The organism is uncultured Traorella sp., from assembly GCF_944327115.1.
GTDB lineage: Bacteria > Bacillota_I > Bacilli_A > Erysipelotrichales > Erysipelotrichaceae > Traorella.
In genome coordinates this window covers 40,921-65,209 of the sequence record NZ_CALVGS010000041.1, presented here as the reverse complement: position 1 = coordinate 65,209, position 24,289 = coordinate 40,921, and the positions used below count along the sequence as shown (strand labels likewise).

Here is a 24,289-nt window from a genome sequence, read left to right as displayed (position 1 = left end):
TTATAAACGAAAAAGATTTAAAAAGAAATCGGCGAAGCTGCCGATTTTAAAAATTGCTTTCTGCCATAGGCCGAAGCACAAGGTCATGTACGACCCCATCGTCGATTTCTACCACATCTACGAGCACTTTCGCAAGCTTTTGCGCATTGAGATAATCCGGACGATCAAGCTCTCTGAAATTTGTATTGATGCCGCCGGGATAAATGGCACTGACCTTGATATTATCCTCGCGTACTTCCTTTACAAGAGCTTTGTGGATGGCTTTCATGGCCTGTTTGGTTGCGGTATAGGCTGCCATATTGATATTGTCATATAGGCAGGCACTTGAAAGGATATTCATGATCAATCCTTCCTTTTTTTCTTTCATCTTAGGCAGGAAAGCCTGTATAAAGGCAAGATGAGAAACACAGTTTAAGTTAAACATATAGCGTAATTCATCTAAGTCGATTTCCTCAACAGGAGCTTTTCTGACATTGGCTCCGGCGTTGTTGATCAAGATATCGATTTCTTTGAAAGTATCTAATACATGGTTGGCAAACTGCGTACATGCCTGTGAATCGCTGGCATCAAAACAAGCGGCAAGGACCTTGGCTTCAGGATTGATGTCATTGATTTCGCGAATGACCTGACGTAATTTTTTTTCATTCCGTCCGCATAAGGCCAGCTGTGCAGGAGCACGATGGGCGATTTCTAACGCCATGGCTTTGCCAAGACCATCACTGGCTCCACTAATGAAGATCTTCGATTGTTGGTTCAACATGTTCTACTTCTACCTCGCTTTCATCATCGATCGGTGCTAAATAGCCTTCATCGATTGCTTTATCTCTAAAGAAAATATAGGCTTCACATAAGGTTGCCTCCTGATAAGGCGTCACATAGAAGATGGCAAGGCCACAGGTAATGATGCCTAACAGATACCATGGTAAAAAGGATATCTGAAGGACAAAGATATCTAGTTTGACACCTTGTGTCAGCATCTTTGTCATTTCAAAGACTTCCGAGGAATCCATGTTTGGATTTTCTGCCAGAATATAGGGAATCATGAAATACTGATAAGATTTATAAATGCCCGGAATGATAAAAAGCAGCGTCCACAGGAAAGTATAGATGTCCCTGAGCAGCATGACCTTTACGACATCGTACCATACCTACCTTGAGCGGATTTGAAATAAAAATCGTATAGACCATTGATATCAAGGATATGATTATGGCTAAAGAAGCAGAGATTGCTAATGTGATGAAGTCTAAAGAAATGACATAGAAATCACCCAGCCCCATTCTGAAATAATACTGTCCCGTATCAAGGTTGACTTGTGTTCCAAAGTAAGAAGAAGTCAATATTGAGGCAACAAGACAGGTACCGATTACGATCAAGAGATTGCGATGGATGCTGTCTTTAGCACGCTGTTTTAATTCGCTGCGTATAAACATGGTATTCCTCCTTATTTTCATTATCTTTATTATAACGGATTCTAATGGAAAAGGAATCAAAAATGGCTTTTTTGTAAGAAATGTTGTCTTTTTTTTTTGGAACCGGTGAAAAATCAAAAAAAATTAGAGATGCCGCATGGAATATAAAGGATATTTAAAAAACACAAAAAAACTAAAAATCTTCTTTCAAAATAACCTCTTTGGGTCTATAATAGAATAGGAAATTAAGGAGGATTAGCATGACAAAGAAATTTATGTCAATGGATGGTAATAACGCTGCGGCGCATTGCGCATATGCGTTTACAGAAGTTGCGGCGATTTACCCTATTACACCATCATCAACTATGGCAGAAGTTGTTGATGCATGGGCCACTCAGGGCCGTAAAAATATTTTTGACAGCGTTGTAAAAGTCGTGGAAATGCAGTCAGAAGGCGGAGCTGCCGGAGCTGTACACGGTGCTTTGCAAGGAGGGGCATTGTCAACTACCTTTACTGCCAGTCAAGGTCTATTGTTAATGATTCCGAACATCTATAAGATGGTAGGTGAATGTCTGCCGGGAGTTATTCACGTAGCTGCCAGAGCTATTGCCGGACGTGCTCTTAATATTTTCGGTGATCATGAAGATATCTATGCATGCCGTCAGACAGGTATCTGCATGTTGTCAAGTCATTCCGTACAGGAAGCGATGGATCTGGCAGGTGTTGCCCACCTGGCCGCTATCAAGGCACATGCACCATTTATTCACTTCTTTGACGGATTCCGTACTTCTCATGAAATTCAGAAAGTAGAAGTGATGGATTATGAAGTATTTGATCGTCTGTTAGATCGTGAAGCATTGGCTGCTTATAAGGCACATGCATTAAATCCACATACCAATCCGGTTACACGTGGCGGTGCTGAAAACGATGATATTTTCTTCCAGGGAAGAGAAGCTCAGAACGAACACTATGCAAAGGTTCCTGATATCGTTGCGGAATACATGAAAGAAATTTCCAAGGTAACAGGACGTGAATATGCACCATTTACTTATTATGGAGCTGAAGATGCTGAACGTATCATCGTTGCGATGGGTTCAGTTACAGAAACGATCAAGGAAACGATCGATACATTGGTTGCCAACGGTGAAAAAGTTGGTTTGATCAAGGTTCATTTGTATCGTCCGTTCTCTACGAAGTATCTGACAGCTGTTTTACCTTCTACAGTTAAGAAGATCGCAGTATTGGATCGTACAAAGGAAATGGGTGGCCGTGAACCATTGTATTTGGATGTATTGAATGCATTGAAGGATCACAAGGATCTAACGATCATCGGCGGACGTTATGGTTTAGGTTCTAAGGATACGGCTCCAAATCAGATCAAGGCTGTTTATGATGAATTGGCAAAGGATACGCCAAAGGATGAATTTACGATCGGTATCAACGATGATGTAACACATTTATCATTGCCGGTTGATAAGGATTTTGAAGTTAAGAGTGATTATACATCCTGCTTGTTCTATGGTTTGGGATCTGACGGTACGGTAAGTGCCAATAAGAACTCGATCAAGATCATCGGTGACCATACAGATCAGTATGTACAGGCATATTTTGCTTATGACTCTAAAAAAGCCGGTGGTGTAACACGTTCACACTTGCGTTTTGGTAAATCACCGATCCGTTCAACTTATTACATCAACAATGCAGATTTCATTTCTTGCTCATTGGATGCTTATGTATTCAAATATGATATGGTAAGCAATCTGAAAAAGGGTGGTACATTCTTATTGAATACGACATTCCCGAAGGAAGAGCTGGAAAACCATCTGCCAAATCGTTTATTGGCTACTTTAGCGAAGAAAGAAGCTAAATTCTATATTATCGATGCAACGAAGATCGCTCAGGAAATCGGTATGGGAAGAAGAACCAATACGATCCTGCAGTCTGCTTTCTTTGCATTGAATACACAGATCATGCCTTATGATGAAGCTGTAACATTGATGAAGGAAGCTGCTAAGAAGTCTTACTCAAAAAAGGGTGAAGATATTGTCTTGGCTAACTATAAGGCAATTGATTCCGGTAAAGACGGATTAGAGGAAATTCCTGTTAAGCCTGAATGGGCTGATCTGAAATATGATTCAGGAAGAAAGCCAATCGGTGATGAATACTTTGATAAGCATGTTGCACCGATCAATCATCTGGAAGGCTATGATTTGCCGGTTAGCGCCTTTACGAAGTATAACCTGTTAGATGGTTCTATCCGTAACAATGTTTCTTATGAAGAAAGAAGAACGATTGCCGTTCAGGTACCTACTTGGGAACCTGATAACTGTATCCAGTGCGGCTTCTGTTCATATGTATGTCCTCACGGAACGATTCGTCCGTTCTTGCTGACAGAAGATGAAGTGAAGAATGCTCCAATGGAATTTAAGACGATCAAAGCTATGGGCAAGGGTGTTGAACATCTGCAGTACCGTATTCAGGTATCTCCGGATAACTGTGTCGGATGCGGACTTTGTGTAACTGAATGTCCTGGCAAGGGTGGCAATAAGGCATTGAAGATGGTTGATGTCAATGCTAAGCTGGATCAGGTACCATTGGCTGATTACCTCTACAAGCATACACCTTATAAGACTCAGTACTTCTCTACTGATACAGTAAAGGGAAGCCAGTTCATGATGCCTTACTTTGAAATTTCCGGAGCTTGTCCGGGATGTGGTGAAACTCCTTACTATAAGTTAGTATCTCAGCTGTTTGGTAAGGATATGATGGTAGCAAATGCCACAGGATGCTCTATGATCTATTCTTCAAGTACACCTTCTACACCATTTGTAAATGATAAAAACGGTAATGGTGTTGCTTGGGCAAACTCATTGTTTGAAGATAATGCTGAATATGGTTATGGTATGGCATTGGCTCAGAACTTCAAGGAAGCCAGAATCTTGAAGATCATGGAAGACAACATGGAAAATGTTGAACCTGAATTAAAAGATGTCTTTACGAAATATATCGAAGCCGGCAATAACCGTGATGCTCAAAGAGAATTGGTTGAACCGATCATCAGTGGTGTAAAAGCCAGTGCTAATGAAGCTGTAAAAGAACTTCTTGATTATGAAAGAGATTTGGTTGGCAAGTCAATCTGGATCGTTGGTGGTGACGGATGGGCTTATGATATCGGATACGGTGGATTGGATCACGTATTGGCCAATGACCTGAATGTAAATATTTTGGTACTTGATACAGAAGTTTATTCAAATACAGGCGGACAGTCTTCTAAATCAAGCCAGGCTTCATCAATTGCTAAGTTTGCAGCTGGTGGAAAAGCTACGGCTAAGAAGGATTTAGGACAGATTGCAATGGCTTATGGTCATGTATATGTAGCTTCTATTTCTATGGGTGCTAACAAGGCTCAGACATTGAAGGCATTGAAAGAAGCTGAAAGCTATGACGGACCATCATTGATCATTGCTTACTCTCCATGTGTTGAACATGGTATCAAGGGTGGCTTAAGCAATCATCAAAGAGCTCAGGCAAAGGCTGTTGAATGTGGTTATGTAACACTTTACCGTTATGACCCACGTAATGAAAAGCCATTGACGATTGATTCCAAGGCTCCTAACTTTGATGAATTTAATAACTTCCTGATGAGTGAAACACGTTACTCTCAGCTGCCAAAGGTCAGAGGCGAAGCTACAGCATATGAAATGTTTGAAAAGACAAAGAAAGATGCCATGAAACGCTATGACCGCTTAGTAAAGCTGTCACAGGAATAATAGAATAAGGCGAGGAGAACCTCGCCTTTTATTTGTTTGATAAAGGAGAAGTTTATGAGAGTGTGGATGCCTCCAAAATTAAAAAATAAGAATCATTATGCCCTCGTCATGCCGGGCTCTTTCATGGGAATCATGATATTGGCTTTCTTGCTCATCATTTCAACTGTTTTGATTTTTCAAAATTCAGAATATAAACCACTGATTCTTTTGCTTGTCTGTATTGGTATAACTATCTTGATCATCCGGCTGGCTTTCATGCTTGGACGTTATTCAAAAAAAAATACCCTTCTTTTCTGTATGCATCAGGATCATTTGTATATCATTGATGCTTCGATGCATATCAGATTCCACAGAGGCTTGTCAGGTTATGTTCATATGGCCGTAGAAACATATCGGCGTCTGGAAGAAATCAAAGAGGGAATAGAGAAATATGATGAGCTTCCCAAAGAAGCAATTGAAATCATAAAAGTAGACAGTTTGCGTGAATGGCGGCATCATTATGCTCTTGTCTGCAGAATCAAGGATGCTCATGAAAAAATTATCCGTCGGACATATCTGATGATGAAGGGGTATGAGCATGAGGATGAATTGCGCATGCTTCTTGAAAGAAAACGGACCGTATCAAGAACAGTTGAAATAAAGGAAGATCATTCTTTGTTTTATATATTTGTTTCAATGGCAAGTCTATTTCTTTTCATTATATTATGTTTCTTCAGTCATCCATCTGTACAGGTGTTGTCAGAACGGTTATATTTTCCTCTGCTTGGTTGTACCTTTATTGCTCTTTATATAACTCTTTATCTTATCGTAAAATATCGCAGGGGTGAATAAAAAGGCATAAAATCGCTTTCATTTTAGGTATCATTCTTGACATCATGTTCATTTACAAGTAGAATGATAATATGAAACAGACAAGACAGAAAACAATGATATTAAATGCTGTTATGAATCGTACGGATCATCCTACAGCTGAAATGATACATCAGGAGCTGATGGCCATTGATCCTCATATTTCATTGGCAACCGTTTACCGTAATTTGAATACATTTGCGATGAAAGGAAAAATTCGTAAGATAGAAATGTCGAATATGAAGGATCGCTATGATTTTTGTATGGCTTCTCATGATCATGCCTACTGTGTAAAATGCGGAAAGCTGATTGATGTTGAGGCAAGGTATCCTAAAAAACGTCATACGCTTCTTGATGATGATTTTAAGGTCAATGAGGTTGAGGTGTTATATAAGGGCATTTGTAAGGAATGCCGGAATCAAAACAATTAAGGTGATCTGCAGATCATCTTTTTTTGAAATTTTCTGGCAGGGATCAATAAAGCGTTGTATAATAAAGCGAAGGTGATAGGATGATAGGATATTTTTTCATGATATTGGTTGGATTGACATTAGCGATTTCTGCCGGATGGGCCTTTAGTTATTTTGGCTTATCCTGCTTTGAACAGATCATTTTTCATTTAAAGGTTCCTTTGGAAGGAACGAATAAGCAGTTTATGGTTGACTGGTTAAAAAAATGCTTCATGAAAGCATGTTTGATATCGCTGATTTTACTGATACCAAATGTAAATGATACATATGCCCGTTACTATCCGTTAGCAGCTATATGTATTCTTATCGTGTGCATATTATATGGAGCGGCTAAAGTGGGTATTTTTGGTTTTATCGTCAACCAGTTTAAAAAAAGTGATCTATATGAGAAATATTATGTGGATGGCAGGGATGTCAAGATCACCTTTCCATCTAAGAAAAGAAATCTGATCCTTTTATACGTAGAATCTTTGGAAACAACGTATTCGTCAAAGGATAAAGGGGGAGATTATAAAGAAGATCTTATTCCGGAAATCAGCACGCTTGCACAGGAGAATTTGAATTTCTCTCATCAGAAGCAGCTGGGAGGTTATCATGTCGTTGCGGGAACAGGTTGGACGACCGGCGGTATCGTAGCTTCTACAAGTGGTATTCCTTTAACCGTGCCTTTGACGACTCATCGCTTTTCAGAAGGCAAACCTTTCTTGCCGCAAGCTTATGCCTTAGGTGATATCTTAGAAAAAGAGGGCTATCAGCAAGAATATCTCATTGGTTCAGATGCTTTATTCGGAGGCAGAAAATTTTATTTCGATACGCATGGCCATTATCGTATCTTTGATTTGAAAGAGGCATATAAGGAAAAGAAGCTTCCAAGTGATTATCATGTCTTCTGGGGATATGAAGATGAAAAGCTGTTTGCTTTTGCCAAGGAAGAAATACTTCGTTTGGCTAATGGCGATCAGCCATTTAATTTCACCATGCTGACAGTAGATACTCATCATCCCTATGGTTATAAGGATAGACAGTACAAAGAGGAATATCCGGAGCAGTTGTCAAATATCATTCGTGGCAGTTCAAAAAAGATCGGTGAATTTATCGACTGGCTGAAGCAGCAGCCATTTTATGAAGATACGACAATCGTTATCATGGGCGATCATACGAGCATGGCTGCCGAATATATTCACAAAACATATGATTCAGATTATGATCGTACGGTCATGAATGTATGGATCCATGCGCAAAAGGAAACGTCATCGGATCATGACCGTATCTTTACGGCATTTGATATATATCCTACGATATTGAATGCTATGGGTGTGGAAATTGAAAATGATAAGCTGGGATTAGGAGTAAGTCTTTTCAGCGGCAGGAAAACCTTGGCTGAAGAGCTGGGCTTAAAAAAGCTGGATCAGCAGTTAAGGATGCAATCAAATTATTTTAAGGATAAGATATTAAAATAATGATTGTTTTCATTTATACGAAAAATCAGATAATAAAAAAACTATCCATAAAACAAAAGCTGTCTTGGATAGTTAAGCTTATAAACAAATAAAAACGTCATATTGACGTTTTTATAGTATTACTTATCTTGAACGATATAACTTGCTTTTTGTGATTTGATACCATTGTACAAGTCAATATCATATACGGTAAAATTGTACTTTTTCAGATAATAGGCAAACGCATCATCAGAAATCGTAGATAAGCCTTCGATCGTGCTTTGTGCTTCCTCTAACGGAACATCGACGCTTACCACTTCGATCACATAGAAATTGGACAGATCCGAGCTGTACTGATATGGAGTTAAGACCGTATTGTCTTCTGTAACGGCCATGATGTTTTCCCAGATCGAGCTGCCAAGTCCGGAAGCATTTGTCAGGATCTGTTCACTGCCATCATAGGTCGTAGTTACCGCATCATACTGGTTAACGGCATCTTGGATCGTTAATTCTCCATTCTGCACTTTTTCCTGAACCTCTGCAGCAATAGCAGAATCAGTAGTCTGGAAGATCCTTACTTTTCTGATCTGATAAGTTTCTTTGATCTGATCATAGTTTTCATTGATATATTTGCTTGTCAGCTGTGCGGCACGAACGGAAAGAAGAGCTCTTTCTTCAAGATATTGCTGTTCATCATCATACCCCATATTGGCAAGAAAGGTTGCCCAATTGCTTTCACCGACAGTATCTTTAAAGCTTTGCATCGTTTCTTGTGCTTCGCTCATCATCTCATCTGTGACCGGTACTTCCTGATCAACGATATAGGCCGTCAGCTTTGAAATGACAGCAGTAACACCGTTTTCTGATTTTAAGCCTGTATAAACATCATTCTTCGTGATTTTCGTATTTCCTACGGTAATCAAAGCGTCATTTCCATCGCTTAGGCTTGTAGTAGCGTCCTTACATCCGCTTAATGTCACAAGTAAGGCAAATGCACACACTGTTAATAATTTTTTCATGATGGACCTCCTTACTCTTCGTCTTCAATGCCGAGATATGATTTAATGGCATTTTCGACATTTTCATTGGCAAATTCAACACCCAGCTTTTGACCGGCTTCCCAAATGATCTGGGCATTCAGGTCCGGATTGGCACTTTCAATAGCTGCATAAATATCATCACGGATCGATTCATCGTTCATCAGTGCCTCTTTATCAGTTTCAGTTACCAGTATCTTATGATATCCGTATTCTGTCCTGATCCAGTCAGTGACGACACCCTTTTCAGCCGCTAAGGCAGCTTCCTTAAATTCGCTCACAAAATTTGTATCAGCATCCATATAACCAAGATTGCCACCATCGCTGGCACTTCCGTCATCCGAGTATTCCTTGGCAACTTCCGCAAAATCCTCGCCGTCTGCCAATGCCTTATCGACAGCATCCAGCTTTGCCTGTTCTTCTTCGGTGATATTGTCAAAGTCACTGATCTTTACTAAAATGTGTGAAACGACACGAGGCTTCTTTTCTTCATAGATCGGTGTGAACAGATTCTCAAGATCTTCGGCATAAGCATCACCGATCAGCTTCTGCATCTTATAGTAATGCGTGAAATAAGCTTCAAGATCATCTAAGCTTGAATATCCGGCTGCCTGCAGCTGTGTCAATAGCGTTGCTTCCTGTCCGGCATAGCTCTGCTTGACGCTGGTTACAGCTGTGGCAATTTGTGTCTTCATTTCATCATCTACGCTGATGGCAGCATCTACGACAGCTCTTTCAAAATAGCTGAACAGTACCTGTGTACCGGCAGAGCTTGCACTGCTTTCATCTCCATAAAGCTCAAGATATAGATCATCGGCAAAATAGTTCGTATCACCGATCGATGCGACGACATCCTTGCCGTCTACTTTTTTACCCGGGAGTTTACCTTTGTTGGTATCATAGGTGTAGTATCCGACAGCAGCGATCAGGATAGCTGCCACTAATACGACAAACCAATTTTCCTTTAGTTTTTCAATCATAACGTCCTCCTCGTATTTAGACTTGTTTATTATAGAATAAAAAGGGGTAAAAATCAATTTAATCTCAATTGTTCAAGATAAATTCATGTATTCTTCAATATTTCTTCACAGAAGATGACAGTTTTATTTATAATGGGAATAATACGAATGATATCCGATAAAAATTAATAGAACATATTACGTGAAGAATTATAAGAATTGTATTATAATATACAAGCAGAAAAGAGAGGTAGTTATGGCATTATTAGAAATCAAAGATCTACATGTATCGATAGAAGACAAAGAAATATTGAAAGGATTATCATTATCTATTGAAGAAAATGAGATCCATGCACTGATGGGCCCTAACGGCAACGGTAAAAGTACATTGCTGGCTGCTGTCATGGGACATCCGAAATATACGGTAACGCAGGGCAGCATCACATTCAAAGGAATGGATGTGCTGAGCATGAGCCCGGATGAGAGAAGCCGTGCCGGTTTATTTTTAGGAATGCAGTATCCGCAGGAAATTGCCGGGGTAACAAATTCTGATTTTTTAAGAGCGGCTATCAATGCCCGTTTAGAAAAACCGATTCCATTATTTAAATTCATCAAAGAGATGGAATCAACGATTGCCAAGCTGCAGATGAAGCCGGATCTGGCTCATCGTTTCTTAAATGAAGGTTTTTCCGGCGGTGAAAAGAAACGAAACGAAATCGTTCAGATGAGCATGTTGAAGCCGACCTTCAGTATGCTGGATGAGATCGATTCCGGTCTGGATGTAGATGCCTTGAAGATCGTGGCAGATGCCATTGTCGATCTACAAAAAGAAAACAAGATGGCCCTTCTGGTCGTTTCCCATTATGCCCGTTTCTATCAGCTGTTGAAACCGACGCATGCCCACGTTCTGGTCGATGGCAAGATCGTCGTAAGCGGCGATGAATCCCTGGTTGAGAGGATCGATACGGAAGGCTATGACTGGATCGAAAAAGAATATGGTATCCATGTAAGTGAAAAAACACCTTCTCGTAAAACGGGTGTTACATCCATAGGCAGCTGTGCCGCTAAAGTAAGAAAAGGGGCATAGTATGGAGAAAGTAACTCTGACAAACCATTCTTTTGAAAAAATATATGCTCATGAATCAAAAGAACTGGAAATTTATGTAGAAAAAAATGCAGAGGCTTCTTTATATATCGCAACATCATCCAGGATAGATCTGAAATGTACGGTCACGTTGGAAGAGAATGCCCATCTCAAAGCATTGTTCTGGAATGAATGTGAAGCTTTGAACAGCGAATATGTGGTCATTGCGAAAAAAGATGCGAAGATGGAACTGAATCTTGGTGAAATCAACAGCGGTGAGGTACAAAGTGTCCAAAAGATTTATTTACAGGGTGAGGGAAGCGTGCTTCAGCTGAGAAGTGCCGTTGCTGTAAGTGATAAGAAGCATTTTGAGATTGAATGTGTTCATGAAGCGCCATATACTGAAAGCAATATGGAAAACTATGCGGTCGTTTATGAAAAAGGAAACTTTAAGATGAACGATACGGGCAAGATCGTTAAGAATGCCTATGGCAGCAATTCTCACCAGTCAAGCCGTGCCTTGGTCTTAAGTGAAGATCAGGTTTGTGAGATCACACCGATCCTTTTGATCGATGAAAATGATGTACAGGCGAGTCATGCGACAACGATCGGACAGATCGATGAAAATCAGCTTTATTATCTGCAGACAAGAGGACTGACGAAAACACAGGCCTTGGGTTTGATTACCGTGGGCTATCTGATGCCGATTGCATCTGTTTTAGATGATGAAGCATTAAAAGAGGAACTGACCTCGAAGATAGAAAAGAAGGTGGGCCTTTCATGATCGATGTGGAAAAGATTAGAAAAGATTTCCCTATTTTGAAAAGAAAGATGCAGGGACATGATTTAATTTATTTTGATAATGCGGCGACGACCTTCAAGCCGCAATGTGTCATTGATGCCGTCGTGCATTACTATACGGAATTAGGTGCCAATGCACACCGCGGTGATTATGAGCTGAGCTATCTGGTGGACAGCGAATATGAAGGAACACGCAAGGCGGTTGCCGGATTTATCGGTGCTGATGAAAAAGAAATCGTGTTTACTTCCGGGGCAAGTGCTTCCCTGAATCAGATTGCTTACGGTTACAGCCGTTTTTTGAAGCAGGGTGATGTGATTCTGAGCTGTGAAGCGGAGCATGCTTCCAGTATCCTGCCATGGATGCGGGTCGCAGAGGAAAAAGGCTGTATCATCAAATATATCGAATTAGATGAAGAAGGCCGTTTGTCGATCGATAGCTTAAAACAGTTATTGCTTGACGGCAAGGTCAAGGTCGTGGCATTGGCCCATGTTACAAATGTATTAGGTTATGAAGCACCGATGAAAGAAATTTGTGCTTTGGCACATCAGGCAGGAGCCATCGTAGTGATGGATATGGCCCAGAGTGCTCCGCATATGAAAATAAATGTTAAAGACATTGACTGTGATTTCGCAGGATTTAGCGCTCATAAGATGTGCGGTCCGACAGGATTAGGCGTGATGTATGGCAAGTATGAGCTTTTGTCTGAAATGGAGCCGTATATGCTTGGCGGCGGCAGCAATGCCCGTTTTGATATGTGCGGTAATTTGCTTTTAAAGGAAGCTCCTTATAAATATGAAACCGGAACGCCGCCGATCGAAGCGGTGATCGGTTTTAAGGCAGCCCTTCAGTATCTTGATCAGATAGGTATGGATGAGATTCATGCTTATGAGAAAGAATTACATGAATATGCGATTGAAAAATTATCTAAATTAGACAATATCACCTTATACAATCCACATGCGGATGCATGTATCATTACCTTTAATGTAAAAGATGTCTTTGCACAGGATGCCGCAACTTTCTTTAATTCACAGGGCGTGGCAGTGCGTGCAGGTCATCACTGTGCAAAGCTTTTGACCCAAAAGCTGCAGACAAGTGCAACGCTGAGAGCCAGCTGTACGTTCTATAATACAAAAGAAGAGGTCGATCGTTTTGTGGACATCTGTTCACAGGCGTCAATTGAAAACTGTTTAGGTGTCTTCTTTTAGAAAGGAGTTTGTTATGAATGATTTAATGCAGGATCCAATGGTCTTACGACAGATTATCATGGATCATTATGAATATCCACGTAATCATGAGCTGACCCATGACGAAACATATATGAGTCGTCATATGGCCTCTGATTCATGTATTGATGATATTTATGTCGAAGCGAAGATCCATGATCATGTGATCGAAGATATTCGCTTTGACGGTGTTGCCTGTACGATCGCAACCGCATCTACTTCAATCATGAGCGAGCTTTTAAAAGGAAAGACGATTGATGAAGCAAATAAGATCATTGAAAATTATCATGCGATGATCGATGGTAAAGATTATGATGAGGATCTTTTGGAAGAGGCAGTATGTATGCATACGGTTGGTAAACAGGCAAATCGTATCAAATGTGCGACGATTGGCTGGAAGGCCATTGAAGAAATGATCAAGGAAAGTGAGTAAGACATGGAAAATAAATTCCCAAGTGAAGAATATAAGTATGGTTTTCATGATGAAGATGTCAGTGTCTATAATACGGGAAAAGGCTTGAATGAACATATCGTTGAGCTGATTTCCAAGAAAAAAAATGAGCCTGAATGGATGCTGGAATATCGTCTGAAGGCTTATCGCCAGTTTAAAAGCATGCCCTTGCAGAAGTGGGGACCTGATCTGAGTCATATTGATTTTGATGACTATACGTATTACATCAAACCAAGCGAAAAACAGGAACGTAATTGGGAGGATGTTCCGGAAACGATCAAAAATACTTTTGATAAGCTGGGCATCCCGGAAGCAGAACAGAAGTTTCTGGCAGGTGTATCTACCCAGTATGAATCAGAGGTCGTTTACCACAACATGCTGAAGGAAGTGGAAGAAAAGGGCGTTATCTTCTTGGATACGGATAGTGCGCTTCGCGAGCATCCGGAATTGTTCAAGAAATATTTTGGTACGTTAGTCAGCTATGCCGACAATAAATTTGCTGCTTTGAACAGTGCTGTATGGTCAGGAGGAAGCTTTATCTATGTACCAAAGGGTGTGAAGCTTGAAAAGCCGCTGCAGTCCTATTTCAGGATCAATTCTGAAAGAATGGGTCAGTTTGAAAGAACACTGATCATTGTGGATGAAGGTGCTGATGTTCATTATGTAGAAGGATGTACGGCTCCTACATATTCAAATGATTCTTTACATGCGGCAGTGGTTGAGATCTTTGTTCATAAAGATGCGAAATGCCGTTATTCTACGGTACAAAACTGGTCAAGCAATATCTTGAACCTGGTAACAAAACGGGCCATCTGTTATGAAAATGCGACGATGGAATGGATCGATGGCAATATCGGTTCACAGATCAATATGAAATATCCGGCCTGTGTATTAGCCGGAGAATATGCCAAGGGCATTACGGTATCCATTGCCGTTGCCGGTAAGAATCAGCTTCAGGATGCCGGTGCAAAGATGATTCATCTGGCTCCGCATACGTCAAGCAATATCATTTCTAAATCAGTATCAAGAAATGGCGGTAAGGTCAATTATCGTGGTCTTGTCAGTCACGGGCCGAAGGCTCAGTTTTCAAAAAGCAAGGTTGAATGTGATACGCTGATTTTGGATAAGGAATCAACAAGTGACACGATCCCGACAAATATCATGAAAAATGAAACGAGTCAGATCGAGCATGAGGCAACGGTATCGAAGATCAGTGAAGAACAATTGTTCTACCTGATGAGTCGTGGTCTGACCAAAGAAAACGCTACGCAGATGATCGTTATGGGCTTCCTGGAACCATTTACACGGGAACTGCCAATGGAGTATGCAGTTGAGCTTAACCAGCTTCTGAAGCTGGATATGAGCGGATCGATCGGTTAATATCAAATAAGCAGAAATATTTGTGGTATTTCTGCTTTTTTTTAAAAAGAATAATATGCTGTAAGTGGACATATCAACATCATTAAAAACACGCATTAAAATACATATTATTGAAGATCTTATTTTATTTATTACTTGAATTCATTTCTATTCAATAAAATTTCATTATATCTGCGCTGTCTGGCATCATCTCGTGTCATCAATTCATTTCATGCATTGTTTTGGATAGCAGTGCCTCAAACCATAATTGATAATTATTAAAAGCTGCCGGATCAATCATTAATGGATGAGAGATACATGTTTCGACCAAAGAAGCTGTATCCATTTCTTCTAGAATTTTTTTAGGTATCGTCGTGGAATCAATCATTTCATCCAAATTTTCCAATTCACTCCATTCTTTAGTACCAGGTTGAATTGGATAGATATAAGGCCGGATATTATCGGAATTATTTTGCTTTGTGAAGAAAAGGAAGGCCCCTCCAACAAATAATAATATTATTAAACAGAATATTTTACGCATTTTAACCTTTCTCTTATTTGAAAATAAAACATATTTTTGGTATAGATTGTACAAGGTTCTATATTCCAAGAATATTTTCATGAATTAAATCTTCCAAAAGCCCTAATTCTTCTGGTTTGATTGCTTCATCCTGTTCATATGTGAACAAAGAGTCACTCATTGGACTAATCTTTACATAGAAAGCAGTATCTTGATGATCAAAAATTAAGATATAAGTAGGTTTATAAGAATCTTCAGTATTTAAAGTATCATAGTCATATTGCCTTGCTTTGATAAGAATATCATCTACATTTATTTCAAATTCATATTTTAGATATTCACTTTTTGGTGATGAAAAAGTATTCTCACCTTTTGTCATTTCAAATTCACAGTAATAATCACCGGTAACTAAAACTACCACATGAACAGGTACTTTTTTGCCAAACAGAGCTTTGTCCACCTGTTCTCCTATTGAAGTTGTTTCAATAGTATCAGGAAAAGAAGTATGATACATTTCATTGATTTGATCTATTGTCATACCTGAGGGCTGCGTCTTTGTTCCTGTAAAGAAGAAAGCATATATGAAAACAGCAATGATCAAGGCAGTTAAACCAATAAGGATTTTTTTTAAACTTACCATTTCTTTCATAAGCTATTCTCCTTTCTTATCTCCTTCACTTACATAATAACTAAAATATAAATAAAATAAAGCCTTTTGTCATAATAATTAATATGATAAAATCAAGTTATAAGGTGGTAGTAATGAATTAAGTTTTTTTATAATTTTATCTGAAAAGATTCTTTACAAACAAAAAATCATGCTTATAATCTAAATAGGTAAAGGATCGTAGATATGGATATAATGCTGATCCTATAAATAATGATACAGGATGCGGATTGATGTAACCAACAGAAAGGAGTTATTCGTTATGATTACGTTTAAAGACATACAAATCGAAACAAAAGAATATGATTTCTTCGTACCTTTCGGACTAAAAGCCATTATTGGTTTACAGCTGAAAGAAAATAACATTCCTTTTACCACAACTTCCTGGCGGGAAGTTGACCGTACCAAACATGCCGCAGAAATCAAAGATGCCGAAACATTCTTTGAAAACCATCAATGTCCATGGGATCCCAAGATGATGGAAATCATTCACTGTCCCATCAAGCCGGAAAGCTTAAGGGAAAAATCACTTCTTTTCTTCGGACCTACTATGGATCCGGATTATAAGAAAGAAGTGGAAGAATCCAGAATCGAAGCCGAAGAATACTTTCATCAAAATATTGAACCGGATTTGAAATCAAGGAATCGAGGATAACGATCACGGATAAAAAAATCACAGAAATGAAAAAGTGAGCAGAGTTTATATTTATGTTTTGTAAATTCAAAATGAAGGATACTAATGAAGGTAAAGGAGCAGGTATGATACGAAAAGCACAGGAAAAAGATGAATCGGCAATTCTTCAATTATTATGTGAATTAGAAGAAACACAATTTTCAAAAGAAAGGTTTCATGAGCTTTATCTTTATGATTTAAAAGATGAAAGACATGCATGCTTTGTATATGAGGAAAATGATCAGATATCAGGCATGATCCATTTGCAGCGTCTTCATCCATGGCATCATCATAATGAGGTCATGGAAATCATGGAGCTCATCGTTGATCAGGATGCCCGCAGCAGCGGTATAGGACATCAGCTGTTTACATATGCCCAGCAGTATGCAAAGGAAAAGGGATGTGAACAGATCGAGCTGGCAACGAATCAGAGAAGAAAAAGGGCGCATGCCTTCTATGAAAGACAAGGAATGCTTCAGAGTCATTATTCATATACCAAAAAGCTTTAAAGATGGTCAATACCATCTTTTTTCTTTAGGCGTCTGCCTAAAGAAAAAAGAAATAGGCACATATCATAGATTAGAGAGAATGACTCTAAACTTCTGAAATGAAGCTTGTCTTCATATAGTAGAATAGAGATCAAAATGAGGGATACGATATGATTGATCTAAAAAGTATTGTCATTGATAAAGAAAGAGTGATTGGTTTGCAGATCAAGCTTCCTTTTACTCTCATGATATTTGTCTTTAATACAAAAGGTTTTCTATGCGGGCCTCAGATCAATATTGATACGTTCAAACACAATCGGGCCAGCATCTGTATCATGTCAAAATCATCGACCTATGAAGAATGTTTAAACAGTGAGGTCAAGGCGATGAACCAGTCAGCGATCGATAAGGGAATCGAAATCGGCATGAAAGGTAAAAAAGCATTGATGATGATGTATGAAAATTAAAAAAAAGAATCTTTTATGGATGATCCTTGGTATGTTGATCTTATTGTCAGGTATGTTTTATATGCAGCTGCAGCCTGTTTTTCAAATACAGGCAAAGGCTTATTTTCATGAACAGGTCATAAGCGAGATCATGAACAGCATCAAGACTTTGGAAGTACCTGAAGGCTTTGTGGTTAAAAGGGAGGATCAGGTCAGCATTGATGCCAACGCTCTTAACATTTGGATCATAGGGGTCAATGAACAGCTCAATGAATCAATACCGGATGTCTATGAAGCTTCCATACCACTGGGATATTTTACGGGAGTTGTTTTCTTTCAGCATCTGGGTCCTGATGTTTCAGCTACCTTTTTGATATCCAACCGCATCATTGCCCGCTACAACATCAAAACAACGGCCTTAGGTATCAATAATGCCTTTATTGAGCTGATTCTGAATGTGGAATGCAAGGGAAATGTCTTATTTGGTTTTGAGAAAAATGAGCTTTCGATCTCAGAGAAGATACCTTTGGCCCTGGAATATATTCAAGGAGAAGTACCACAGATATTTCCATATCATTAAAAAAGTGCATTCTGATGCACTTTTTATGAAGATTGCGAATATCTTTGAATAGAACCCCATACATGTTTTCTTTTTTTATAACCGATAAAGGCAGTAACTCTTACAAATGATAAGATATAGCGATAAAAAACATTTTCTAGGATACATGATAGGATTGCTTTTAGCACGTCTGTGAATGTAAGCTTCAAATGCTGGATATAAATTCTTTGGAAAAAAGCAGTCATCGTCAGCACAGCACCATAGATCGAATATAAAAGAAAAAATTCAATCATAAACGGAATATTTAAATATCCCAATAACCCGGATAGTATCATGACCGTAATGCCAAATACTTCAATAATGGACGATAAAAGTTCAAAAAATAAATAATACATATAAGAAATAAAACTTACTAAACCAAACTTAAAGTTCATAAAGATCTTATAATGACGTGTCATAGATTGAAAAAGACCTAAATGCCATCTTCTCCGCTGCTTACATAAATCTTTCATCGATTCCGGTACCTGTGACCAGCAGATCGCTTGCGGTTCATAGCGGATGGCATAATCAATCAGATTATTCCGACAGAAAACATGCAGACGGACCACCAGTTCCATATCCTCACCTAAAGTTGATGAATCATATCCGCCGCAGGCAATGACAATATCCTTTTTAAACAATCCAAAAGCTCCTGAAATAATGAGATTTCCATTGAATTGGTCCATTAATATTCGCGAAGCTAAAAAAGAACGATCATATTCAACAGCCTGCATACAAACAATAGGATTCATCGGCATGTGATATCTTATGACCTTCCCATCTTTCAATTCAGCACATTGGGCTGCCCTGATCAATCCGCCTACCGCAATCACCTTCTCATCTTCCATGACCGGCTGGATGATTTTTTCTAAAGCATCTTTTTGAAGCATGCTGTCGGCATCGATACAGATAAAATAAGGAAAGCGGGAGGCATTGATTCCCATATTTAAAGAATCACCTTTACCGCCATTTTCTTTGCTGATCAAAGTAATAGAAACATGGTTAACAGATCCCTCATAGATTTTTTTCAAAGGTGCACAGCTTAAAGACATATGAATGGGACGTGATACCTCTGTTAAGTTAAAAGCTTCCAATAGTTTCTGAACGGTTTTATCTTTAGAACCGTCATCAATAATGATAATTTCATATAGACGATAATCTAAATTGACAAGAGAGCGAATACTGTCGACGATCGTTATTTCTTCATTATATGCAGGAACAAGTAAAGAGATCGGAAGATAATAGTCATGGGTCAGCTGATTCCGGATAACATTCATCTGTTCCTTTTTATACAGATGATTGGCTCCAATAAGAACCGATACAAATAAATAGGTAGAATACAACAGCAGATAAATGAAAAAGAATATATTTACGACATTTAAAAATAATTCAAACGTTTTCATTTTAAACCTCCTGTTTTTTATACATATAAGTCAAGATTTCTTTGGCATACGGGTCTTTGCCTTCGTAGATATCCTTTAAATCTTTTTTCGCAACTTTTAAATGAACAAGGGAAGCGGCCGCATTACGACGTACATACCAGTTATGGTGACAAAGGGCCTTCTTTAACAGTTCAATAGTTTTATTGCCCGGATAGTGATCTAAGGCAAAGGCACTGACGATCGTTAAGCTGACATCCTGTATCATGGTATCGTCTATGAATGAATAAAGAATTTCACGGACAGGCTCATAAGGATGAAGGCGATAATAACGAATCATGGCTAACCGGACCTCTAAAGAAGTTTGCGGCGAACGTAAATAAGGAAGAAATATCTGTTGGAAATTACCATTCTTCTGTGAGATAAACTGGACAACGGCAACCATCAAATGATCATTCCATTCATTGACATGCTGCCAGAGCCTTGTCATAAGTAATTCTTGATCACCTTGAAAAACACTCAGATTATCTGCGATAAGCTTTTGGTGATGGAACCATTCTTTATCATTTATGATATTCATCATATTTTCAACCGCTTGAATATTCCCCAAGGTACATAAGGCTTTGAATACATTCTCCCGGCAATAAATGGTAGAATGGTCTAAAAATTGCAGAAGCAGCTGCATCAGAGGACGATATTCTTTACCATAATATAAACCATGTTTTGATATTACATAGGCAAAGAAAGCTTTTTTCATATTATCTTTTTTCAGATAAGAAACAGCTAACTGCTGCCAAATAGGAAGCAATTGTGTTAGATAGGGCTCAACAGACTTCTTTTCAAAATGATCAAGTGCCTTGTTAAAAGCGATCAAATCATTGATATTTCTTAATCTTTTTAATAAATATCTCTCATGGGAGATAGAAAGTTTGGAATGTGTCTGAAGATATATGGATTCATTCATGATCTGTGTTTCATATTGTGAGCATTTTTGATGACATCTTTTATTTAAAAAAGATGATAAGATCATATATAAGAGATTAAAGATGAAAAGTGCAAAACATGAAAACAGATAAACATATAATAGAAGATTGATTACCATGAAAGATCACTCCAATACGCTTTAACGATCTCATAGGATTCTTTTAGATATTCCTCATATTCATAGGATTTATTTACTTCTAGCGGCAAAGATGCCATTTCGATCACTCCTTGTTCATTTTTCAGGATGCCCAGATATATTTCTGAGATCTGAAGCTGTTCGACCCCGTAATAAAGATAGTAATCGTCATGGATCATGGCATGGATCGGATCAGAAAAGTTAAGCATCTGCCAAGGAATTCTCAGCTCAAGTCCATCATCTTGAAAGGCATAGTCGGCAAGCGTACCGGCATCTTCAGACGCCTCGATCAACTGACCTGTCAGATACGCCTGGTTTTTCCGTGCTTCATAGAGCTCTTCTTCAGTATGGTTTCGTTCAATGACCGTTCGGTTTTCACAGATCATGTAGATGTCATTAAAATGCGGATCATCAACACTTGGATACTCAGCAAAAGGGTCGATTCGTTCTATCTGATAGAGATAGTTTTCACGTAAGGCATCATAACGGCTGTGTACCAGTATTTTGGCTGCTGAGCCAGAAATCTGAATGAGAAAGTCAGCAGGACGTTCAAATCGTTCTTCGCTGTCGGCATCGATCGTGGTTCCGCTATTCATAGTTACATCAATAGGAATAGAAATATCATCAGGCAGATGAGATATGCCATCGACATATAAATAAATTCCTTTTTCATCATAAAAGGCATAAAGAGAAACATTCTCTGACTCCTGGATCAAATAACTACTTGGCCAGTCTTCCATGCTGCCATTGATCGTATTGTGGTTAGAAACATATGATAAAAGACCATAACCACTGCTTTCACTTTGAATGTCATGCCAGTTTTTATTTTGGGAAAGATCGATTGCAAAACTGGTGTTCCACATTCGCTTCTCCCATGTATCCTGCCATGAGTCGATAAAAGCTCCGCTCGTATATTTTAAAAGATCCTGATAAGCAGAAACAAGAGCTTCTCCCTGTTGGGTTTCATTGAGGCCTCCATAAGAAGAATCACTGCCACGGGAGCTGGAATAGCTATAACCGGAAATCACGACAGGGACATTATGATACTCATTTAAAAGGGAAGTATAAGTGGTATATAGGTTGGTCGTATCTAAATGTTCAAGAATCTCTCCTAATGCTTCTTTTTGTCCGTCAGAAAAATATTGATAAAATCGATCATAATAATCATACAGATGATAGGATGCGAACAGACCGCTCTGATAATTCTTTTCTTTAACAAAATGATTGATATCAAGCGTGGCAAACTTCAACATCTGGCTTGCATAAAATGAATCATATTCAAAAGGATCGGTATCATATGTCGAATTAAATGTGATAAGACGCTGTGTCTTATATTTATGGCTTTCATAACTAATCAAGCCATCCATCACATCTGCTAACATTGCTTCAAAAGCATTTGCCTCATCATTTGTGGAAATATACTCTCCTTTATAAGAAGCAGGATAATGCTGTTCATTTGTATATGCGATCGTTTTCGCATTCCATTCATTGCCAATGATATAACCCATGACCCAGGGGGACACATCTTTGTCATAAAAACCACTGCCTTTTTGCTGATGGGCACCCATTATGAGTTTTCCGTGAATGGCATCGACGACTTGGATCGCATCCTCTTTAAGGCTGTTGTAGAATTCATTGCCATAGGCATCACTTTTTGAATCATTGGCCCATTCGCTCACCTGAAGCCCTTGAAGCAGATACAGAGGTTTTTCATGTTGGATATTGTAATCATAAAAAGCGTCATAAAATACATCATTATAAATCGTATAGATACGAATCGTATTAGCTCCCATATCACTGATAAGCTCAAACCAGCGCATATAGGTATCATAATCAATCGCATAATCAGCGGCATAATGGCTGACGGCAGTGCTTGGCAGATCGACACCCTTAATGATCAATTTTTCGGTTTTGCCGTCATCATGAACGATAAGGATATCTTTCCCTTCAATTTGAAAAGAGGAAGTAATAGGAGCCTGGGGATCAAGGTCAATATAGAAGCCTTTGAAATAAACCGCATAAATATATATGAATATACAGATAACTATAGAAAATACACCTAATAAAAATTTTTTCATCTCAATTACCTACCTTAACATTTCATTTGCATTTTTTGATTCAGAACAATACTGATAGAGAGATTCAATATGCTCATCCAGCCATTGTCCACGCTCTTCAATAAAATGTTTTAGCTGTTCAATTGCTTCTTCATGACTTTCCATATTTCTTTCAACCGGACTTAAATAATTATAAATATCATAATTCTCTAAATCATAAACATATCCCCATACTTCATCATTGCGAATGATCGCTTCTTTCAGCCATGCATCCGTTTCATCAATATAATTTAATATATAATCGGTCGACAGAGGGCCCTCACGCAGCTGATGATACTTTTCCACTACCAAAGCAACAAAACTGCGATTTTTCAGAAGCTGGCTGAACCAGATACCATTCTGCATGGAAAAACCAATTTCATTATTGATTCCGTCAGCATTATTGTCACAACAGTTATTAAAATCCCATACAGCTGTTTTGATCTTTCCTCTTACATCGCTGTAAAGAAAAGTAGAAAATTGACCGGCATCAATATTTCTAAAAAATTCATTGATAATAAAATATTCCGCAAAAGACTCTAAATCAAGATAATTGCTGAGATTTTCTTCCCATAGGCTCATTGAATACAACATTTTTTCTACTTGACTGATCTGTTGGCTGATATATTCTTCTTTTTCCGCAGTCAATGTATTGTTTCCCGGATACCGGATGTCTAAGGCTGACTGATCACTTTCATAGGTATAATAGGTAAAGTTATTTAATTCATGATCTCCTTTGCCGATACGATCCCAGCGTACGATAAAGCTTGTCACATAACTGTTATCATTTGTTTTGTTTATTTCGATACGGCCTTCACCACGACTGATCGTTTCCATCAATAGATATAAGCCCTGATATTCACCATCGATCCAAAGTTCACAAAAGCGGACATTGGGTGCATATTCCATGATTTCACCGGCAATGTTCATACATAAATAATTACGGATGTAAGAACGATCTAAGAAGGGACCATGGAGCACCCACTCATCATGAGCGGACATACCGGCGAGTGATTGAGGATTTTCTTTGCCATCTTCATCAATCAGATGGATCGAATAAGATTTCTTGTCGAAATATCTTGATGAATTTCCTCGGATATGAATATCTGCAAGTGATTTTACACTTGCTTCATCACTGATATGATTCTTGCCATTTTGTCCGTCAATGAGCGTAAAATCGGTAATGATGGACTCACTCATTGAATCTGAAAGTTCTGTATAGGCTGTACCGTCTTCTTGTATGATACGCGAACCGGGAATCTTTTGCCCGTTTGTTTGGATAGAAACGATGGGTAAATGGGTGGCTGTATCATCATCTTCTGATGGTTGCCATCGTTCATCTAAATGCTGGTGAATGCGCTGAGAAGAAATATCTATGCTATAAAAGGTGACAGAAGCAATCAACACACACACGATCGTTAAGATATAAATAATTTTGCTTTTCAT

The 24,289-nt window shown here is 38.7% G+C and carries 24 protein-coding genes; 13 read left to right on the top strand and 11 right to left on the bottom strand.

Annotated features, from left to right (window positions below; all coding sequences use genetic code 11):
• Nucleotides 1-46 precede the first annotated feature (46 nt).
• The 3 genes from Q0K35_RS03920 to Q0K35_RS03910 are packed head-to-tail and all read right to left on the bottom strand — an operon-like array spanning nucleotide 47 to nucleotide 1,431.
• The gene (locus tag Q0K35_RS03920) at nucleotides 47-760 is read right to left on the bottom strand and encodes an SDR family NAD(P)-dependent oxidoreductase (RefSeq protein ID WP_294561372.1); all 714 of its coding nucleotides are present in this window, start codon (nucleotides 758-760) and stop codon (nucleotides 47-49) included.
• Nucleotides 729-1,124 carry a DUF975 family protein gene (locus Q0K35_RS03915; RefSeq protein ID WP_294561371.1) on the bottom strand — a complete coding sequence of 132 codons (396 nt, stop codon included), beginning with the start codon at nucleotides 1,122-1,124 and terminating at the stop codon, nucleotides 729-731. Before Q0K35_RS03915 ends, Q0K35_RS03920 begins: the two co-directional genes overlap by 32 nt.
• The gene (locus Q0K35_RS03910) at nucleotides 1,060-1,431 is read right to left on the bottom strand and encodes a hypothetical protein (RefSeq protein WP_294561370.1); all 372 of its coding nucleotides are present in this window, start codon (nucleotides 1,429-1,431) and stop codon (nucleotides 1,060-1,062) included. The genes Q0K35_RS03915 and Q0K35_RS03910 overlap by 65 nt, the downstream gene beginning before the upstream one ends.
• Nucleotides 1,432-1,670: 239 nt before the next feature.
• On the opposite strand from Q0K35_RS03910, the gene nifJ reads away from it, so the two are divergent.
• From nifJ to Q0K35_RS03890, 4 genes are all read left to right on the top strand, one after another.
• Nucleotides 1,671-5,180 carry a pyruvate:ferredoxin (flavodoxin) oxidoreductase gene (nifJ, locus tag Q0K35_RS03905; RefSeq protein ID WP_294561369.1) on the top strand — a complete coding sequence of 1,170 codons (3,510 nt, stop codon included), beginning with the start codon at nucleotides 1,671-1,673 and terminating at the stop codon, nucleotides 5,178-5,180.
• A gap of 54 nt (nucleotides 5,181-5,234) precedes the next feature.
• A complete protein-coding gene (locus tag Q0K35_RS03900; protein ID WP_294561368.1) occupies nucleotides 5,235-6,011 on the top strand; it encodes a hypothetical protein in 777 nt (258 codons plus the stop codon).
• 71 nt (nucleotides 6,012-6,082) lie between these two features.
• Nucleotides 6,083-6,460 (top strand): transcriptional repressor, encoded by a 378-nt coding sequence (locus tag Q0K35_RS03895; protein WP_294561367.1) that lies wholly within the window; start codon nucleotides 6,083-6,085, stop codon nucleotides 6,458-6,460.
• Between the two features lie 80 nt (nucleotides 6,461-6,540).
• Nucleotides 6,541-7,959, top strand: coding sequence for an LTA synthase family protein (locus Q0K35_RS03890; RefSeq protein WP_294561366.1), 1,419 nt, complete (start codon nucleotides 6,541-6,543; stop codon nucleotides 7,957-7,959).
• Nucleotides 7,960-8,078: 119 nt separating this feature from the next.
• Here the strand turns inward: Q0K35_RS03890 and Q0K35_RS03885 are convergent, their stop codons facing one another.
• The gene (locus Q0K35_RS03885; RefSeq protein WP_294561365.1) at nucleotides 8,079-8,957 is read right to left on the bottom strand and encodes a hypothetical protein; all 879 of its coding nucleotides are present in this window, start codon (nucleotides 8,955-8,957) and stop codon (nucleotides 8,079-8,081) included.
• A gap of 11 nt (nucleotides 8,958-8,968) precedes the next feature.
• A complete protein-coding gene (locus Q0K35_RS03880; protein WP_294561364.1) occupies nucleotides 8,969-9,955 on the bottom strand; it encodes a peptidylprolyl isomerase in 987 nt (328 codons plus the stop codon).
• A gap of 235 nt (nucleotides 9,956-10,190) precedes the next feature.
• Between Q0K35_RS03880 and sufC the strand changes: the two genes are divergently transcribed.
• The 5 genes from sufC to sufB are packed head-to-tail and all read left to right on the top strand — an operon-like array spanning nucleotide 10,191 to nucleotide 14,877.
• On the top strand, nucleotides 10,191-11,021 hold the full coding sequence (gene sufC, locus Q0K35_RS03875; RefSeq protein WP_294561363.1) for a Fe-S cluster assembly ATPase SufC: 831 nt from the start codon (nucleotides 10,191-10,193) through the stop codon (nucleotides 11,019-11,021).
• Between the two features lies 1 nt (nucleotide 11,022).
• A complete protein-coding gene (locus Q0K35_RS03870) occupies nucleotides 11,023-11,802 on the top strand; it encodes a SufD family Fe-S cluster assembly protein (RefSeq protein ID WP_294561362.1) in 780 nt (259 codons plus the stop codon).
• A complete protein-coding gene (locus Q0K35_RS03865; RefSeq protein WP_294561361.1) occupies nucleotides 11,799-13,028 on the top strand; it encodes an aminotransferase class V-fold PLP-dependent enzyme in 1,230 nt (409 codons plus the stop codon). The genes Q0K35_RS03870 and Q0K35_RS03865 overlap by 4 nt, the downstream gene beginning before the upstream one ends.
• A gap of 13 nt (nucleotides 13,029-13,041) precedes the next feature.
• Nucleotides 13,042-13,479, top strand: coding sequence for a Fe-S cluster assembly sulfur transfer protein SufU (gene sufU, locus Q0K35_RS03860; RefSeq protein ID WP_294561360.1), 438 nt, complete (start codon nucleotides 13,042-13,044; stop codon nucleotides 13,477-13,479).
• A gap of 3 nt (nucleotides 13,480-13,482) precedes the next feature.
• Nucleotides 13,483-14,877 (top strand): Fe-S cluster assembly protein SufB, encoded by a 1,395-nt coding sequence (gene sufB, locus Q0K35_RS03855; protein WP_294561359.1) that lies wholly within the window; start codon nucleotides 13,483-13,485, stop codon nucleotides 14,875-14,877.
• Nucleotides 14,878-15,076: 199 nt separating this feature from the next.
• Here the strand turns inward: sufB and Q0K35_RS03850 are convergent, their stop codons facing one another.
• Complete coding sequence (locus tag Q0K35_RS03850; protein ID WP_294561358.1) at nucleotides 15,077-15,397, bottom strand: hypothetical protein; 321 nt, start codon at nucleotides 15,395-15,397, stop codon at nucleotides 15,077-15,079.
• A 58-nt stretch (nucleotides 15,398-15,455) separates the two neighbouring features.
• On the bottom strand, nucleotides 15,456-16,025 hold the full coding sequence (locus tag Q0K35_RS03845; protein WP_294561357.1) for a hypothetical protein: 570 nt from the start codon (nucleotides 16,023-16,025) through the stop codon (nucleotides 15,456-15,458).
• Nucleotides 16,026-16,305: 280 nt separating this feature from the next.
• Here Q0K35_RS03845 and Q0K35_RS03840 point away from each other — a divergent pair, with 280 nt between their 5' ends.
• The 4 genes from Q0K35_RS03840 (at nucleotide 16,306) to Q0K35_RS03825 (ending at nucleotide 18,230) form a co-directional block, all read left to right on the top strand.
• Nucleotides 16,306-16,698: a hypothetical protein gene (locus tag Q0K35_RS03840; RefSeq protein WP_294561356.1), complete on the top strand. Its 393-nt coding sequence runs from the start codon at nucleotides 16,306-16,308 to the stop codon at nucleotides 16,696-16,698.
• A 104-nt stretch (nucleotides 16,699-16,802) separates the two neighbouring features.
• Complete coding sequence (locus tag Q0K35_RS03835; RefSeq protein ID WP_294561355.1) at nucleotides 16,803-17,225, top strand: GNAT family N-acetyltransferase; 423 nt, start codon at nucleotides 16,803-16,805, stop codon at nucleotides 17,223-17,225.
• 149 nt (nucleotides 17,226-17,374) lie between these two features.
• Complete coding sequence (locus Q0K35_RS03830; RefSeq protein WP_294561354.1) at nucleotides 17,375-17,671, top strand: DUF1805 domain-containing protein; 297 nt, start codon at nucleotides 17,375-17,377, stop codon at nucleotides 17,669-17,671.
• Nucleotides 17,661-18,230 (top strand): sporulation protein YunB, encoded by a 570-nt coding sequence (locus tag Q0K35_RS03825; RefSeq protein WP_294561353.1) that lies wholly within the window; start codon nucleotides 17,661-17,663, stop codon nucleotides 18,228-18,230. The genes Q0K35_RS03830 and Q0K35_RS03825 overlap by 11 nt, the downstream gene beginning before the upstream one ends.
• A gap of 23 nt (nucleotides 18,231-18,253) precedes the next feature.
• Here the strand turns inward: Q0K35_RS03825 and Q0K35_RS03820 are convergent, their stop codons facing one another.
• The 4 genes from Q0K35_RS03820 to Q0K35_RS03805 all read right to left on the bottom strand — a co-directional run bounded on the left by Q0K35_RS03820 (nucleotide 18,254) and on the right by Q0K35_RS03805 (nucleotide 24,289).
• Nucleotides 18,254-19,651, bottom strand: coding sequence for a glycosyltransferase (locus tag Q0K35_RS03820; RefSeq protein ID WP_294561352.1), 1,398 nt, complete (start codon nucleotides 19,649-19,651; stop codon nucleotides 18,254-18,256).
• A gap of 1 nt (nucleotide 19,652) precedes the next feature.
• Complete coding sequence (locus Q0K35_RS03815; RefSeq protein WP_294561351.1) at nucleotides 19,653-20,591, bottom strand: hypothetical protein; 939 nt, start codon at nucleotides 20,589-20,591, stop codon at nucleotides 19,653-19,655.
• Nucleotides 20,592-20,722: 131 nt separating this feature from the next.
• A complete protein-coding gene (locus tag Q0K35_RS03810) occupies nucleotides 20,723-22,825 on the bottom strand; it encodes a hypothetical protein (RefSeq protein WP_294561350.1) in 2,103 nt (700 codons plus the stop codon).
• A 9-nt stretch (nucleotides 22,826-22,834) separates the two neighbouring features.
• On the bottom strand, nucleotides 22,835-24,289 hold the full coding sequence (locus Q0K35_RS03805; RefSeq protein WP_294561349.1) for a CotH kinase family protein: 1,455 nt from the start codon (nucleotides 24,287-24,289) through the stop codon (nucleotides 22,835-22,837).

What these genes read in the sequence shown, in the direction of transcription:
- Q0K35_RS03895 (WP_294561367.1), top strand. Translation starts at nt 6,083, where the DNA reads ATGAAACAGACAAGACAGAAAACAATGATATTAAATGCTGTTATGAAT.
- sufB (WP_294561359.1), top strand. Translation starts at nt 13,483, where the DNA reads ATGGAAAATAAATTCCCAAGTGAAGAATATAAGTATGGTTTTCATGAT.
- Q0K35_RS03900 (WP_294561368.1), top strand. Translation starts at nt 5,235, where the DNA reads ATGAGAGTGTGGATGCCTCCAAAATTAAAAAATAAGAATCATTATGCC.
- Q0K35_RS03910 (WP_294561370.1), bottom strand. Translation starts at nt 1,431, where the DNA reads ATGTTTATACGCAGCGAATTAAAACAGCGTGCTAAAGACAGCATCCAT.
- Q0K35_RS03840 (WP_294561356.1), top strand. Translation starts at nt 16,306, where the DNA reads ATGATTACGTTTAAAGACATACAAATCGAAACAAAAGAATATGATTTC.
- Q0K35_RS03885 (WP_294561365.1), bottom strand. Translation starts at nt 8,957, where the DNA reads ATGAAAAAATTATTAACAGTGTGTGCATTTGCCTTACTTGTGACATTA.
- Q0K35_RS03850 (WP_294561358.1), bottom strand. Translation starts at nt 15,397, where the DNA reads ATGCGTAAAATATTCTGTTTAATAATATTATTATTTGTTGGAGGGGCC.
- Q0K35_RS03920 (WP_294561372.1), bottom strand. Translation starts at nt 760, where the DNA reads ATGTTGAACCAACAATCGAAGATCTTCATTAGTGGAGCCAGTGATGGT.
- sufC (WP_294561363.1), top strand. Translation starts at nt 10,191, where the DNA reads ATGGCATTATTAGAAATCAAAGATCTACATGTATCGATAGAAGACAAA.
- Q0K35_RS03805 (WP_294561349.1), bottom strand. Translation starts at nt 24,289, where the DNA reads ATGAAAAGCAAAATTATTTATATCTTAACGATCGTGTGTGTGTTGATT.
- Q0K35_RS03810 (WP_294561350.1), bottom strand. Translation starts at nt 22,825, where the DNA reads ATGAAAAAATTTTTATTAGGTGTATTTTCTATAGTTATCTGTATATTC.
- Q0K35_RS03870 (WP_294561362.1), top strand. Translation starts at nt 11,023, where the DNA reads ATGGAGAAAGTAACTCTGACAAACCATTCTTTTGAAAAAATATATGCT.
- Q0K35_RS03845 (WP_294561357.1), bottom strand. Translation starts at nt 16,025, where the DNA reads ATGAAAGAAATGGTAAGTTTAAAAAAAATCCTTATTGGTTTAACTGCC.
- Q0K35_RS03815 (WP_294561351.1), bottom strand. Translation starts at nt 20,591, where the DNA reads ATGAATGAATCCATATATCTTCAGACACATTCCAAACTTTCTATCTCC.
- Q0K35_RS03835 (WP_294561355.1), top strand. Translation starts at nt 16,803, where the DNA reads ATGATACGAAAAGCACAGGAAAAAGATGAATCGGCAATTCTTCAATTA.
- sufU (WP_294561360.1), top strand. Translation starts at nt 13,042, where the DNA reads ATGAATGATTTAATGCAGGATCCAATGGTCTTACGACAGATTATCATG.
- Q0K35_RS03865 (WP_294561361.1), top strand. Translation starts at nt 11,799, where the DNA reads ATGATCGATGTGGAAAAGATTAGAAAAGATTTCCCTATTTTGAAAAGA.
- Q0K35_RS03820 (WP_294561352.1), bottom strand. Translation starts at nt 19,651, where the DNA reads ATGAAAACGTTTGAATTATTTTTAAATGTCGTAAATATATTCTTTTTC.
- Q0K35_RS03830 (WP_294561354.1), top strand. Translation starts at nt 17,375, where the DNA reads ATGATTGATCTAAAAAGTATTGTCATTGATAAAGAAAGAGTGATTGGT.
- Q0K35_RS03890 (WP_294561366.1), top strand. Translation starts at nt 6,541, where the DNA reads ATGATAGGATATTTTTTCATGATATTGGTTGGATTGACATTAGCGATT.
- nifJ (WP_294561369.1), top strand. Translation starts at nt 1,671, where the DNA reads ATGACAAAGAAATTTATGTCAATGGATGGTAATAACGCTGCGGCGCAT.
- Q0K35_RS03825 (WP_294561353.1), top strand. Translation starts at nt 17,661, where the DNA reads ATGAAAATTAAAAAAAAGAATCTTTTATGGATGATCCTTGGTATGTTG.
- Q0K35_RS03915 (WP_294561371.1), bottom strand. Translation starts at nt 1,124, where the DNA reads ATGCTGCTCAGGGACATCTATACTTTCCTGTGGACGCTGCTTTTTATC.
- Q0K35_RS03880 (WP_294561364.1), bottom strand. Translation starts at nt 9,955, where the DNA reads ATGATTGAAAAACTAAAGGAAAATTGGTTTGTCGTATTAGTGGCAGCT.